The organism is Nocardia sp. NPDC041819 (genome assembly GCF_055590505.1).
This window is the reverse complement of the sequence record NZ_JBVJAP010000009.1, coordinates 242,758-259,861: the sequence shown is the minus strand read 5'-3', so window position 1 is coordinate 259,861 and position 17,104 is coordinate 242,758. Positions and strand designations below refer to the sequence as shown.

Annotated in this window: 1 protein-coding gene (cut by a window edge); it reads left to right on the top strand. The window is 66.1% G+C overall.

Going from position 1 to position 17,104, the window contains the following annotated elements:
* On the top strand, positions 1-17,104 hold the final stretch of the coding sequence (locus ACZ6DL_RS25115) for a LuxR C-terminal-related transcriptional regulator (RefSeq protein ID WP_466054643.1). The gene continues 22,988 nt to the left of window position 1, outside the view; the window shows 17,104 of its 40,092 coding nt (coding positions 22,989-40,092); its start codon lies off the left edge, out of view; its stop codon occupies positions 17,102-17,104.

The window sequence follows — 17,104 nt, the reverse complement described above, 5'->3', positions numbered from 1 at the left end:
AGAACGGCAGCCTGCACGGACGCCGTGGCAGGCCGCGCGGACTGCGGGCAGCGCCCGGAAAGAGGTCGTGCCACACGCTCGGTCAGGTCTGCAGGCACCCCCGAAAACCGCGACCGCCGATTCGTTCGACGAATGGATCCAGGAGCTGCGGGACCTGGGAATCGACACCGATCGAATGGTGTCGGACCTGACGGAAATCTGGGACTACCTGCGCCTCGACCCGAAATGGGAATTCCAGCCGGATCGTCCCTACGACGCGGTAATCGTACTCGGTAGCCCGGATATCGGTACTGCTGCTGTTGCCGCGAACATCCTCGGCGAGCACGATCTCGGCAATTGTCCAGTTGTGTTCTCCGGTTGGCGCGGGAAAAGGACCGAACCCGAGACTGCCGAGGATGAATGGTTCGAGCACATCGCCGAGGAGCTCGGGATCGGCTCCGAGGCAGAAATATTCCGAGTGGCCGCAGAACAGCTGGGTCTGGACTCGACGAGAAGTGTCGAGGAACCGCATGCCCAGAACACCAGGGGGAATGCCCTGAAGTCCGTGCCACTGCTGTGGGAGCACGGATATGAAACCACCTCGATCCTGCTCTTCTGCAACCCATCACATGCGCGAAGAGTGCACGCGACGTTCGTGAAGAAAATCCAGGAGCTGATGGATGAGTTCCCGGATGCTTCGAGGCCCAGAGAAACCGAGCACATCGGCATAGTCACCGCGCCCGTATCGTTGGCCAATTTTCTCCGCTACGGCCTGCCGCACATGACCAGACCGGAACTCGTGTCCGCGATCTCGACCGAGGTGCGGGGACTCATCGAGACACCGGCGTTGGGACACATCGTCGAGCAAGAAATACCTGAAAACGTGCGCATCGCCTACCAGAACGTGGCGGGGTCGCTCGAACTGGCCCGAGTCGGGTCGACCCGACAAGAGCTCCGGGTGTTCACGCGACTCGTGGAAGGCAAGGACTACAAAGAAGTAACGACGGAGCTCGAAGTAACGCCGTGGGCGCTGCAGAAGTACGTCAAATCGATCTACGCCAAATTCGGCGTCGAGGGGCGCAACGAGCTGGAAGCAGCAATCCGCGCCCGCCACGCCGACAGCATCGCCGCGGCCGCCTCGCGCAATCCCGCGGCGCCGACCGAGACCACCGATGAGACACCCCGAGCCGACAAATCAGCGCGCCGCCCCGGGGGCATCGACCCCGTCGCGATCGATCTCGGCGATCCGGACGGGTCAGCGGGCAACGAAGAGGCCTTCGTCGCCTCCTACAAGAGCACCGACGGCACCGCCACCCCTGCCCGCAGCCAACTCCCAGAGTCCCTCCACCGCGAACATCCGGTCCAACGCCGGGGGCGACCCGACGATGAAACTGCGGCCGGAAGCACGGACTCGAGCAGACATGCCCGACAATCCAGCCCAGGAGCGGACACGCCAGCTCGCGCAGCCGCGGCCGCGAGGGCCGGCCGTGGCCGGGATCTGCTGCATCGGTTGGACTATCGGATGGCCGAGTCCGAGATCGCCGGTCCGCCGAGGAGCGAGGACGATCCGATAGAGGATCCGGCCATGGTACACATCGCCCGAGCACAGGGATTCGACTCTCTGCCAATACATGCCACGCCCGAGGAAATCGATGCCCTTGTTGCTGCCGGTGATCACGAGTTGTTCCGCGGCGTCCGCGACCCACGATATGCCGCAGAGCTCAGGTCGGGTCGATATCTAACGGGTATCCCCGGAAGTTCGTCCTTCGGCATCGGAATCTATGCGAGCACCGACAGCGAAGTCGCGCTCGGCTATTCCGACGACCGATCCGATGGTGTCATCCGGATGGCGCTGCCGCGGAGTGCACGAACGATCGCCTTCTCCCAGCTGCAAGAGGAGATGGATGCGGAAATTTCTGCCCTCGACGACGAAGAGCAGACGCTGGCCGCACGCGAACAAAGTTCCGAAGTGCGCGCCCGCCGCCGGGATCTCGCCGTCAAGCGTGAAATCCTGTCGGACGCAGGCCGATATGCGGCCGTCCGCGGCTACGACGCCTACTACGTGCGCGAGGAAGGCACCGCCGACGTCTGGGTCATTCTGAACCGGTCGGCAGTGGTCGTCGCAGCAGAGCCGACAGCGCGATCCGCTACCCCGGATGCGAAGCCGGCCCCATCCGGTAACCGCATCGACCCCGTCGCCATCGACCTCGGTGATGGCACCGAGTCCGATCATCCCGCACCCGCGCAGCCGAACACGCACGAATCCCGCGAGCTTGCGCCCAATGCACGCCGAGCATTGGAGCGGGCAGAGGACGAAGCCGCCGAAGTGGTCGCCGAGGTGTTGCGCCAGGCAAATCATCTCGGGGTCGTTACCGCTGACCTGCACCGGAAGAACGCGGACCAGATCGCCGAGGGAATAGCGCGGCTGAAAGACATCCAGGCCCGACGGCTGGATGCTGTGCTACGCCGACGCGTCCTCGATCAGCTGGCGGTCAAGATACTCCTCGACGACGAGGCGCTCCCAGCGATCAATGATAGATTCCAGCAGGTCAGACCCCAGATCGAAGCCTGGCGCGGGTACGTGGGCGAAGTGCGTGAGGCATTGGCGGTGCTCGCGGCTGAGGATCTCTTGGCGGCAGCGGGTGCGCGCAGACTCGGCAGAGGTGTAGGGCTCGTCCATGGCGAGGACGGAACCATGCGTATCATGGTTGCCTCACCATTGCGCGGGCAGCAGCACCTGCTCGATCTGGCGGATCCTGTCCTGCGGGAGATGGCAGCCCAAGACCAGATCCCCATCGATCACTGGCGCGTACAGGTCCGCCCGGATGGCCGGGTTACCGTCGAGACGGTGTCCGGAGTCCATGACGAGCCGGAATCAGCGCTGAAGTTTTACGACGATCCCGACGCGATCGCGTGGATGAAAGACCTCGTCGACAAGCGGTCTTTCGCTGACAAAGTGGCTGAGGCAGAAGCCCTCGGTGTGCGCGAACGCAAGACCCTCAAGGGCGACTCGGGCAATTCGACGATGTCGGAGCAAGTGGTGCTGATCACCTACCGCAACGGTTTCCGAGCAATCGAGAAGACCGTCCGCAACCTCGATCAGGCGGATGCCGAGGAGCTGGGCAGCCTGATATCCAGAATTATCGGGGTGCCGGCCCCGCCGACGCTGCGGCGTGACAAGCGCGGTCTCGTCCTGCTGATGGAATATGCGCCGGAAGTTGTCGATAATCCAGCAGGCAGCTTCTCCAAGGCTCGTTTCAAGCAGACACCGGTCTGGCGGCGACTGGTACTGGCCGAACGACTGCTACGAACGTGGGACCGATTCGAAGGCGCAAACCTGGGGGTCGACCGCGGTGTTCGGCTGATTCCGATCGATTTCAGCAATTCGTTTCTCGAGCCGCACCTCGACCCCCTGATGGCAAGACTATTGGCGGGCGATCTGGAATTTCCACCGGCCGAGCTCGAATCGATCCGAGATGGCATCGACGACGCGGAGTCTGCATTCGAGTCCATGAACCGGCGGCAAACGTGGTACGAGGACGTTGTCCGTATCTTCAGAGAGTTCCTGGCCTCCAGAGACGCTTCGGAACCGCCGCGCACCACGCTGGCCGACACCCTGGACATGCTCATACGACTCCGCGACGACCTGGCGTACCGATTCGGGGTCGGTCCCGAACAGGAAGACCCACGCGCGTGGCGTGCCGTAGTCGCGGAACTGCGACGGACATTCTCCAACCGACGGGACGAATCCATGCTCGCCTACGTCGACACCCTGGACGGACTGATCAAGCTTCTTCTGGACGGGCAGCTGCTTCAGGTCGGGGCCGACGAACTCGACGACGACGTCTGGCCGGGCCTGATCGACGCCTACCTGGACGGTCTGTCGGTGCGAATCGCCGATCTGTCGGACGGCGCACACTACCCGATGCCGAACGGTGAATCCGATGCCGAGTGGGAGGCACGCTTCGACCGCGAGATGGCGCGGACCGTCGCCGAGCAACGTTCGCCCGGCGAACCGGGCGAACAGTCACGGCCTGCCGACCCCGTCGCGATCGACCTCGGCGACAGCGAGCACGAACCCGAACCACCGATCGACAACGCCCAGTCGCCCGGCCCGTCGGCCGCGCCGGCGGAGGGACCTCGGGCGAGCAGGACGGCAACCGAGATCGTTGCCGCCCTGGAGCACGCCGACTGGCTGCCGATCGAGGTCAGGGCCGCTGTAGGTGATAACCGGCGAGCGTTGGCCCAGCGTGTCGACAGACTCCCCGATCTGCAGCGAGAATGCCTGCGCCAGAAACTCGTCGAGGGGCACACGGCCGCTGCGGTGGCCAGCCTGCTGGGCAAGAGCCGCGGGGCCGTCAACATGGCCCAGCGCCGCGCCATGGCGAGCTTGTCCGAGATGCTGCCGCCCGGCTCGCGGGCTTGGCTGCAGGCTCCGCAGAAGACAGCGCAGAGTCAGGCGGCCGAGCAGGACCAGACCCCCGACGCGACCGCACCGCCCGTGATTTCCGAAGAAGACGCGGCGCTCGACGCCGAAATACGTGAGCTGGAGCGTGCGCTCGGCATCGAGACCGATGCCGAGCGCACGCTCGAGCTGACGTTGTATATGGAGGACAAATTCCGGAATGTAGCCATCGCGGCGGGTGTGGCTCGGCCCGAGCTGCTCTTCGGACGTAAGGAGTGGCTGAGCTGGCTGGAAGCTCGCCACTACGCCGAACAGCATCTCGGCGATGAGCTGAGCGTGGAGTTCATCCTGAAATTGCATGAGCTGCTCGGGCGGCGGACGGATCCGGAGTCGGCAGGAAAGTTCGGTCATTCGAAGAACAGGAACTGGGGCGTGTTGCACTGGCCCGCATCCGAATATCAGCGTGCGGCAATCAGTGTCAACCATCTTCTCACCTATGTGCCCGGGCCGTTCGAATCCGGCCCGTACGGTGTCGTGTTCTATCCGGCAGACGAAGGTAAGCCAGGAGCACGCGAGGCCCGAGTCCTGGATGCGCCGTTGACCGAGGCGGAGCTCGCGGCCATCAATGACGATCCATTGCTCGGGTACCTGCCCGCATTCCAGACTCAAGAATACGGGGTCATCCTGTACCCGAATTTCGGCAGCCCGGACGGGACGGCCGCGGACGTAGCAGCGATGTGCGAGTGGTTCAACGCCGCGCTGGGCAATCCCGACAAGGATCCCTACGAAGTAGCCGCGGACCTGGAACTGTGGAGCATTTCCGGGCATCACGGGAAGGGCGACTATCACGGCCGACTGTCCAGGATCCTGCTGAATTGGGCGCTCGAAAAGCAAGGGAAGCCCCCCAGCGCCATTCCGGAGTTCGAGGAAGATCTCCTCACCATGCGCGACGACTGGGTGGACACGGTCAAGGCGGGAAGCCTGCGGTACCGACTACTCCAAGCCCAGGTGGAACAATCCGCGGGTATCGCGGATCCGGTGGCACTGCTCGGTCTCGTCGGTGCGCGAGAGCGCTACCGCCGCATGGGTGGAAAGCCCGCGCCGTTCGTGCCGGGAGAAGAGCACGATGCCCTCGCCTGCGAGCGACTGCTGGCCACGCTGCTGTCGGACGCGCCGCTCCCCGAAACCGACGAGCAGGTACTGGCGATCGTCGACCGATCGCTGCGTGAGGGGCCGAATGGGGGCGAGGACACAACGCCCCAGCCGGAGAGCGCCCCGCACGAACCCGCGAAGCCGACATCATCCGGTAACCGTATCGACCCCGTCGCCATCGACCTCGGCGATAGCGACGAGTCCAAGCGAACGACAGCCTCGTCCTCAGGGCCGAGCCGGACCACCTACGACACGGTGCCGCTGCCGGAAAACCTGCTCGAGCCTGCGGACGACATCGAACTGGTGTGGCCTGAGGTGGATTCGCGCGGCTGGTTCATGGTGCCCGGGACGGGGCCCGACAAGCAGCCTTATCACACCAGCGACCCCGAAATCGGCGACCCTTTCATCCTGCTCGCCAACGGAAGGTTCGTAACCGCCGACGCGTCACACGAGGATCTGCTCAGCGCGCTCCTCGCGCAGGGCGTCTCGCTGGATGAGATCAGCGGCTTCGGATGGTGGCGGGTCAGCGGCCGGGTGAAGGGTCTCGATGCGTTCAGCCAAGGTTTCGAGGAATGGAACGGGGATCCGATGAACCCCGCGCAGGTCCTCGACGCCTTGGAGAACAGCGGAGCCGATCTCAGCGTGTGTGAATTCGACGCACAGTTCGGTTCCGAGCACCAAGGACTGATGTGGCGAGGCGCGGCAGCCGAGATGCCTGTCGGACAGATACTCAGCCACGAAGGCGACGCATACAAGCTGCTGTCCGGCTACTCGTCCGCCGACGACGGCGCAGGTAACCGCGTTGTCTTCTGGAACGACCTCGTCGCCTGGGAAGCGACCGCCGAGGGCCAGTCGTTCACCATCCGGGTCAACGCGGCCCGAAGTGAACCTGCCGAGGGCACGATCACTCTGCGCACCGACGGTGACTCCGTCACAGCGCATTACACCGCCATCCGGTTCGGACCGGATCAAGCGCGAGCAGCGGCCGCGTGGTCGGTCGTGCACGACAAGCTCACCTCCTGGCTCACCGACTCCGGCGCGTCCTGGGCGATGGGCAGCGAAACGGCTCCGACCGAGGATATTTCCGTCGCGGCCACCAGGCCCGCGACAGTAGCGGAGTCGGCCCAACGGTCCGAGCGAATCATTCGTGCTGAGCCGGAGGGCCGATGCAGCCCGAACGCGGCGTCGGAAGCCGCGTCCTGGCTGGCCGAACAGCTCGACGGCTGGCCCGCCGAACAAGTGAACCTCGCGTGTGCCGAACTCACGGCCATGGTGACCGACGCGGCCGAACACCGCCGCGGCAGAGTCCACCTAGTCGCGGAGACAACCGATGACCGGCTGCGCGTGACGCTGCTCGACACGCACGCCGCCTCGATGCCGCGGAACGCGCGAGGCGGCATCCCGACCCGCTCCGGTCTCGCTGTCCTCCCTGGACGGGCTGTGGCAGTAGATGATCCGGCGCCGATGCGCTCTGGGATCGAGTTGTTCAAACGCCATGAGCACGGCTGGCACCAAGCCGTATGGTTCGAACTGTCCGCACGGACGAACAACGCGCCGGTCGGCAAGCGCATCGACCCAGTCGCCATCGACCTGCTCCCCGAGCCGCAGCCGGATGGCCCGACGGGCGACGGGCAACGAGCCGACGCGGATGCGCTGCAAGCGAGGCTGGAATGGTTCCGGCGGAATGCTGTCGAAGGCGATGTGGCCAACGACGATCCGCCCGAGACACCGCTGCCGGCCGAAACCACTACGCCACCCGCGCCCGGTTCCCGGATGTCCGCTGTCGAATTCGTCATGCGGCTCGATGAAGCCGAACGCTCCGGGCCGCCGGTCCGAACGAGGCCCCGCCATTTCGCCGGCCAGACCAGCCTCACGGAACTGCTCACCTATCCCAACGGTTTCCAGGTGATCGAGAAGAGCATGCTGTTGCCCGAGTGGCGCGCCGCCGAGATCCTGGTGTCGGCTGTCGGCTATCTGCTCGGGGCGCCCGTACCGCCGGTGATCCCCGTATACAACCGCGAAGATACCGTGCTGATGCCGTGGCTGCCGGGCGACGCCGTTGCGAACGTCGCCACCCTGGATGCTGCTGCTCTGGAGATGTTGCGGAACCATCCGGACACACGCGAGCTGGGTTTCCTCGATGTGGTCGTCGACAACTGGGACCGAATGGACAACCTCCTGCGCGACGGACACCACTACTACGGCTATGACCACGCGTTCGCCTTCGACATGCCCCTCGACCCGAGGTCGAGCCCGATCTCGCAGCGTTACGTCACCGGTGTCGACCGCCACAACGAAGCCGACCCGTACGAATGGGCGGCCAGCGACCGGAGCCGTTCAGAACTCGATGAGCACATACGCGCCGTCAGCGCACTGCGGGCGTTGTTCCTGGTCTACGGGTCCGTGGACGGGCATCGACGGGTGCTGGCGCGGCTGGAAGGGATGCGCGAGCACGCTTCCGGCGACGCACCGCAGGATTCGAAACGGCCCGTGTCCGGCGACCGCGAGATCGCCGAGTTCTGGCGAGATTTCCAGGATTTCCTGATCCGTGCCGGGACCGTCGTGGCGGGGGACCCGGCCATCGAAGAACTGGCCCGCGCTCGTACGTCGGATGTCCGGGCTGCGTTGGAGAGCCTCACGGAGAGCCAGCGACGCCTCATTGATCTGTTTCGGCGCGGGTCCGAGATTTCGGCTCCGGGACAGGCACAACCCACCGATCACGGGATCGAGCCCGCCGAGATAGTGAATGCTGCACGCACACTCGCGATCTCCGCAATAGAACCCAGCAGCCGGGCGGCCCGAGAACAGAGTCGGTCCGTACAGACGAACCACTCGGCGGGCGACACCCGCACAGACCCCGTCGCGATCGATCTCGGTCCCGACGACGAAGACTCCTTGGGCCGCGATGTCGTCGTTCCCGGGCACGCCACCGGTACCTCGGCGGGGGTTGCCGAGCTGGTGGGCGATGACCTGTCGTTCCGCGGCGATGCGGCCGAACAGCTTTTCGCACAGCACATCCCGGCGGGTGAGGCGCCCGCGACGACGACTCGCGCCGCATGGGAGCGGGATGTGCGCCGTGCGGTGCGCAGTGCGGAGGCGAGGGTCGCCGGCCTACGCCCCGGGCCGGGAACGGAATCGGGATTGGGCTTGCTCGGCCTGCCGCCGTTGTCCGAGATGTTCTGGTCGAGAGAGGATCCGGCGGACGGCGGCGAACAGCCTGTCGGCCTGTACAGCGCGCCGATACTCGACGGCTTCGTCCGGGACAGCGCACCGGCGCGATCGGGTGCTGATCCCACCGAATTCGGCCCGCCCGCGTGGGCGTACGCGGCATTCGCCGTCCGCAATCCCTGGCCGCCCGAGGTGCGGCCACAGGTGATCGACTGGTGCGCGCAGCAAATTCGGCAACGGCACGGCGGCGCTGCGGAAGCCGACTTCCTTCGCTACCTTGCGGTCGAAGCACGAATCGCGGCCATCGGCCAAGCGCTCCACGCGCCCACAGATATCGCTACCGACCCCGGCCGATACACCGATCTGCTGTCGGCGTTTTCCACGAACCTCACCCTCGTGCGCCGCGAAGCGGCCATCGGCCGGGCCCTCCTGAAGACCTGGCAGCGCACCACCTGGTCCGCATACCTGGACGTCCAGCGTCAGGAAGTGGGACCTCGACCGATATCCGAGGACGAAGGTCAGCGTGTGCTCGAAACATTCGCGAGCCACCTGTCCCAGGGACGGCCGTCGAACCTCGACGCCTATCTGACACCCGCACTCGATGAGCCGCTCCCGCCACGGCTCGAATCTTCGATTCGAAGAATGATGGACAAACGACAGCAGGTCGAGTTGAGCCACGCGATCCGGCCTCCGTCGACACAGACACAGAGCAGAACGCACAGACTGAACGTGACTCGCGCCGTCTACGAGCCGGACGCCGGGCGCGAGCGGGCGGAACGCCTCCGCATGCACGCCGCGGTGATGATCGATAAGGCCGAATTCGGCGATGTGGAGTTGCTTTTCGAGCTCGATTCCGCCGGAATCGTCACGGCTTACGTCGAGCCCGGCCCGGCCGGCGACTTCCTGCCGGAGTATCGGTCCGCCCGGCGCGAGGCAGGACGAGGGTCGTTCCTCGACCTGGTTCGGCACTTCGTGCGCGGCATCGGCGCCGATGTGCTGCGGGTAAAGGTTGCCGACGACTCGGGCGCCGCGGAACTGCACGGTCGCGACCTGCTGCTGCGCGCGGGCCTCGCACCGGTCGAGAACGCGCCCCAGTGGCTGAGCGAACGCTGTGCACCACCGGCGGTCGCGGCCGAGCCCATCCCTTCGGGCCTGGATCGACGACTCACTCGCGAGCAGGTGCTCGGGTTGATGGAACAGGTCCGAGTCACCTCGCCGCACGAATCCGAAAACCAATGCGGAGTCTGGCATCTGCCACTGCCCGCCGGACCGGGCGCGACATCGGAACCGATGGTGACGGTCCGGGTGTACCTGGACGAGGCGGAGCGTTTGGGCTTCGATCTGGACTCGCTGGCCGCGCCGGCGGCGGAAGCATCAGACCTGTTCCACCGGGCCGGGGTACGGGGCCCGCGGCTGCTCTACGACTCCGAATCGTCGCCGATGGCGCTGGATTTCAAGACCCGCGTGACGATTCACGAGCACATCGCGGGTGATGAAGTCCTCCCGGACGAGGGTTGGGACCGCACAACCCAGGACGTCTTCCTCGAGTTGTCTCGACTACACGGCCTGTCCTCCACTCCCCACACGAAGTATCGATGGGACCGGGAGCAAGGACGCCGGGTGCTGGAACTGGAGCGCGGCGACTTCGACCACAGGCTGGACACACTGATCGGCGGCGTCCCGCTCTTCGTCTTGTGGCAGCCGACGCTCCACAACGAGGGCGGAGCGCTGATGGGCTTCACGCACGGCAACCCGATCCGCCGCAAGATGCGGCGCGGCGCCGACGGCCGCATCGGGTTCACCGATTCGAAACTCGCGCAATACGCGCCCATCGCTTGGGATTGGGCCCGGTATTACCTCGTGAACGACTGGGCCGACGACACGGAACAACGTGCTGTGCACTCCGAAATCCGCACGATTCTGCAATACCGATACGGAGACGGTGTCGGTGACGAACTGGTAGCGGACTTCGAGCGCTACGTGCTGCTGGAGGCACGCAAGTCGATCATCGGCGACGCCTACCGGCTACCCAAGAAGATCGCCACAGGGTTCGCGACCATCGAGGAGGTACTTCCGAACTTCTACCGGAACGTCGCCCTCATCCGCCGCGCCGCCGGGCAGGACCCCATCTCCGAGGGAGCGGTTCACGATCTGCTGGCGCAATGGGCACTGCGTGAGCTGGAACTGCTGGACACGCCCGCCACCGCGGCAACTGCCTGGGATATTCCCGCTCGCGCGACGGAACCACGCCGGTGGATGCGGCGGATGCTGCACGCGGCCCACAGGGAGTTCGGTGCCGGTCACCACGATGTGGACAAGTCGGCGGCACTGGCCGCCGTCCAACGCTGGGACGGACCGCGACGGCTGGAGCCGACCAGGCTGCGCTGGATGGCCTCGGACGGCTTCGTCAGTGCCGTCGTCACGGCTGCGGTCGTGGAAGGCACGCGCATCAGCGGCGAGGCCTATTTCACCTTTTCCGCAGATGCCTCCGGCCGGGTGGTCGCAGATTGCGTCGGCGACCTGGAAAGCCAGAAGGTCGAACCTCTCGTGCTCGACTTCGTTCGTGACGCGGGCGCGGACCGGCTCCGGGTGATGTTGATCAGCGACTGGCAGGCGGCGGCTCGGGCCGGATTCGACTGGAACAGGGCGCACCTCGGTGAGACGGAAATGATCCGCACGACCCTGTGCGACGCCATAGCGGACCTCGAACAGCGCGAGCCGGACGTCCCGCCCCGCATCGCAGAAGTAGGCCGAAGGTTGCGTGCAGGTGACCTCCCTACACCGAGGGAACTGTTGGATGCCGGGCTGATCGACGCCGGCGTGCCGCTCGAGGAGATCGCCGCGCCGTGGGCCGCGTGTATCGACATGGCCGACGCACCCGCTGCCACGGACCTCGAATGGAGCCAACCCGAAGCGCCGCCGGTCGTAGCCATCCCCATGGACCCGCCCGCACAGGAAACGTTGCTGGACAACATCAAGCGCGAAGGCAGCGGCACGCTGGACTCGAAGGTCGCCGCCAGGCAGATCCTGCGGGCCAGACTCCGAGCACCCGACTACGAGGGCAACAACAAGCGGGCGTGGCGCTACCGAGACGACAACGGCAACCGGATAGTCGTGCACCAGATACTGCCGACGACCACAGGTGAGAAAGACCTCACCCGCAACCCCGATCCGACCCATCGAAATGTCCGCTGGTTCCACCGGCTTCTCTTCGATGCACCCGATGCCGTGCAGCTTGCCGGGACTGTGACCAATGTTCCCGCACGGGTATACCGGTGGCGCGATTACTACGTGGAGGAGCATGCCGACGGACGCACCCCGCAGCCGGATGATCCGAACTGGAACCTGGTCTTGAACAGAATGTTCGAGGCGAAGCGACGCCTGCTGAATGTGCAGCTACCCCCGCATCTGCGGGTGCGGCCTGTGACCGAACACCTCCACCTCTACCTGGATCAGCAGCGCCGCAACTACCGTCGCCGCGCGCCCTGGCTGGATCGGCTGTTCCGCCTCGCGCCGCACCAGGCCTGGTCGCCGGAGACCGACGACGCGATTTGGCGGCCGAGCCTCAATCACAACGACATGACGCTCAGCAACCTGCGAATCGATGACGAGAACGACACCGCGACGCTGATCGATTGGGATAATGCCGCCGTCACCCACCCGCTGTGGGATTACGTGACCATGCTGTGGTCGAACTGGCCGCCGGAGATCGCCGAGCAGGTCGAGAACAAGATCAGAGCCGAGGTCCGCGACCTCGAGGCCCACGGGCTGGTCGGACCGGGCGCCGAAACGGAACTGGATCGGCTGCTGACCATGGGTTGCCTCGACTCGCTCTACGCCGATTCACGCAATTTCGTCCAGCAGATCGCGGAGGATGCCGACAAGGCCGACCGGCTCACCGGACGGTTCTACTCCGACTATCGACGGCTGTGCCGCCTGCGCGGATGGGAGCCGGAGTCGCCGGATGTCGTTCGCACGCTGATGCTGGAAGCGGTGCACGAGGTGCGCACGAGGCAGGGGCTGCCGCCGCTGCCGAATGAGCCTGCGGCGCAGCCGAGTCGGCAGGCCCCCTCATCCGCGGAAAGTCCGGAGGCTGTCGCGCCCACGGCACGTCCGGATTCGGTTCTGCCGGCCGCCGAGGTCGCAGGCGACACGGAACTGCTGGCTGTCGTGAACGGTCTGCTGGATCGACGATACGGTCCTCGCGACTACGTCGTGACACCGACCGCCGCACGGTACACCGACAACGCCGGGAACCGGTGCTTGACCGTATCGGCCACCATTGTCGCCGGGGGCACGTGGCGCGTCGACGAAGCGGGCGACATGCGTTTCGATGTCGATCGAGGCGGAGTCGCCGAGGGCCTACCGGGCGTCGACGAAGCGGGCGATATGCGTTTCCATGTCCGCCAAGACGAAAATGGCAGCTTCACGGTCACTTTCGACCACCTGGTAGTGGACCCGGCCTTCGCGGGCGGGCACTTCGCGCAGCACTTCGTTCCGCAACTGCGCCAGTGTGTCGGCACGGATGGCCGGGTCATCGTGCCGGTCAACGGTCCGACCGGCTTCACGATCGCGGCACAGCACGGTCTTCGGCTGGATTCCGATCCGGACCATCTGGCCGAGTCGCGGGAGAGCACGGCGCACCTGCTGAGCACCGACCCGCGGGAGCTCATCGCCGACCCGATGCTCGACCGGTTCGACCGGCCCGCCGAGGCACGACCGTCCTTCGCGGAGCTGGCCGCGTATCTCGAGCCGTCATCACAGCAGTGGCCGCAAGACCGCCGGTGGTGGGGCGTGCTGGACGGTGCGGCCGCGGACGTTTCCGATCCGCTCCCCCGCGCGGCTCCGCGACCGACCGCCCGGACGGCGTCCGTCGGTTACGAGACCGAGGATCCCGGATTCACCGGAACCGACATCGAACTTCTCACCACGCTGTTCCGCAACCGAGCCCACTTCGCCGGGAATCATCACGGGGTCTGGATCTTCGAGCTGAACGGGCGGAAGGTTGTCATCCGGGCGTCGATCAATACGCCGAATCCCAATTTCGATCCCCGGATCGGCCTGACGTTCGGGGAATCCGCCGCGGTCCGGCTGTGCCGCAAGGCCGGTGTCCGGGTACCGGCGCTGTATCACGTCGGTGCACAGGAGTCCTATCCCGAGCATTACTTGTTCCATGAGTACCTCGACGGCGAACACCCCACGCCGGACATTCCGTGGCAAGACATCGCGGAGGCTCTGTTCCCCGTCCTCGACCGCCTGCACTCCCTGCACGCCGAGCACTGGGCCGAGGCCGAACCCGAGCAACCAGTACCCACCACCCGCGTCGAATGGGAGCAGCGGCTGGTTCGCGAGGTGACGCGGATCCCCCTGGAGTTCGACACCGATGATCGGTTGCACGGCGAGCTGGGTCTGCCCGGCCTGTACGAGATCTTCCACGTCCGGCCCGCATCGGACGACGATATCCAGCTCGGTGTGCTGCACGGCGATCCAACCTTCCTCAATATGAAGCTGGGCCCCGATGGGGTCGGGCTGCTCGACTTGGAGCTGACCCAGCCGGGATCGCCGGTGTGGGATTACGTCGCGTTCGCGACAAGGAACCCGTGGCCTACCCCCACTGTCCGCAACGAGGTCATGAACTGGTGCCGGGCGCGGCTGCGGCGTGACCACGGCGCGGACGCTGCTGCGGACTTCGATCGATACCGGCTGCTGGAGGCATGGAAATCCGTTGCGGGAGACAGCTTCCGGCTGCCGCTGCTGATCGCCCGCGACCCGGGTTTCCTCGCCGACGCGACGGATGCGTTGCACCGCAACCTGGAGGTCGTGTTCGCGGCGGCGGGTCGGCGGGCACCGGATAAGGACCAGGTGCGTAGCCTCTTGCAACGATGGTCACGCCAATTCGTTCGGCAACGCGAAACCCATCATGCGGTGACGCATTCGGCCGATGCCCCGTCGACAGCCATCGAACCGGCTACCCATGCGACGGAACCGGACACGTCCGGACTGCCGCGGCTGTCGGTGCGCGAGTTGCTGCGGGCCGCGGTCGGGCACGACAGCGCCGCCGCGGATGCCGGCCTGTCCGACGCCATCGCCACCCTGCGGTGTACCGACGGACCGGCCAGGCTGGAACCTGTCGCGGCGGCACACGAGCCACTCGGTGACGACGACCCGGGCGTGGTGAGCCGCATTCGGCTGCGAACCGTGCTGATGGACGGCACTCGCGAATACGGTGAGATCAACGTGCGTTTCGACCTCGACGGGCACGGACGAGTCACCGCACGCCCGGAACCGATCGGCGCCGACCTCGATCGCCTCGCCGCCGACTACGGCGGCCCGTACCTCCTCGGACCGGCCGAGGACCTGGCCCGCCGGCTGGACGCCGACGCGATCGAGGTCGAGGTCTCGCGCAAAGACGGCGTCCGAGCGGCGCGGTGCGGTTACAGCTGGGTCGCCGAGCCCGGCGGGCAGACCGGGCCGGGTGCGTTGTTCGCCCGCCGATGGGCGTACAAGGACCTCACCGATCCGGTGGCGCCGACCACCCCGATCGCATTCCGCCCTGCCCTGCGCCGCCCGCAAGGCACCGATTACCTGCTCGACATCGCCGAGCCGGTCCAGGACGGCGGCTTGGCGCTCGACGATGCGGCCCGCATGCTGATCACCGTCGTGACGAATTCCCCGGATGTCGCCGGTCATTACACGGAGGTCTGGTGCGTCACCGATGGCGGCGGAAACCCGGTGAAGGTGCGGCGCATCGTCGCCACGCCTGGCGACAAGGATCTGGCCGCCAATCCCACGCATCCGAAACTCCTCGCCGGGGACCGGCTCGTCAACCATGTCGCGCTGGATGATGAACGCGCGGAAGATCTGGCCCGGCAGGCGGGTGTCGACGCGCCGACGACGATGGCCCACTCCGACGACTACTCATTCCGCGAAATGGGCCCCGGCCGCGTCCCCACGCCCGGTGACCCGGACTGGCCACAAACTTTGCGTGCCCTGCTCCGACAGCTGCGGCGGTTGCAGGCGGTCGAGGTGCCCGACGATCTGTCGGTCCGCACGGTAACCGAACAGGAACAGCTGTACCTGAGCATGCAGCGGATCAAGCAGGAACAATCTCATCCGTTCCTGCACGAGATGGGCATACCGCTGCCGCATGAGATCTGGGTGCCGGGCGACACCACCTGGAGTGCCGGGCTGAGCCACGGCAACGCCACCTTCCGCAACCTGTGGGTCCGGCCCGACGGCGAAGTACGCCTCGACAACTGGAATCTCACCGGCGTCCGGCACCGGTTGTGGGACTACGTCACCATCTTCTGGAACTCATGGCCACCGGAGGCCCTCGGCCGGGTGACGATCATGGTGGAGGACGAAATCCGCGACCAGCACGGTGACTCCGGAGTTCGGGAGTTCCGGCGGCTGCGCGCCATGGCCGCCCTGGACTCGCTGTACACCGACTCCCGGCACTTCGTGCACAAGATCAGCCTCGACCGCGCCACAGCCGGCCCCCTGACACGTCGCTTCTACTCCGACTACCTCGCCCTGTGGAGCTACGCCGAGACGACCGGGCAGTGGCCGTCGCGCGGGACGCGACTGACCTATCAGCAGGTCCGCGACCTCATGCTGCATGCCGCCGACCCGAGCCTGCCCCGGCCAGAGCTGCCCAGCGCCGATCTCGATACCACGACGCACGCGACTCGGCGGACCACCGTCGCACCGGATCCGAGTCTGTCGGAGGTGCCGGCCATACCGGATCTGCTCGCCGATCCCCCTGCCGAAAGCGAGTTGCTACCGAGGTTGTCCGGCCTGCAACGGCAGTACGGCCTCGAGCTCGAGTTCCGGCTGACCCGTGTCGACTATCTGCGCACCGAGGACGAGTCCATCTCCGGAATACGGATCCGCGGTGTGTTCGTCAGCCGTGGTGAGAATCCGGCCGAGGCGGGCGACCTGGATCTTTCCATCGAGTTCGACGAAAGTGGCTGGCTCACGGCGCGATTCGACAAGCTGTGGATAGAACCGTGGCAAGCCCCCACCAGAGCCGGTGACCAGGTTGTCTCCCCACTCCGCGCCTACCTCCGCCGGTCCGAGGTGGAAGATGTGACCTTCACGGTGCACGGTCGCCGTGGGGCTCGCGCCGCGATCAGCCACGACCTCGACTGGAACGGCGTCACCGATCCCGACCATCTCGCCGCGGGCATGCGGGCGCTGAGTAGCCGCATCCGTGCGGATCTCGCCCTGGAACCGGACGCTGTGGTCACACGGGAGTTGCGACAACTCCTCGACGAACTCGACCACCCACCGAACGACCGCTACCCCACCCTCGCCGAAATCGACCGCCACCTGCCGAGGGGAATGCATGCGGCCGACTTCTTGAAGGGATTCCACTGGACTGGCCACACCACGCCGTGA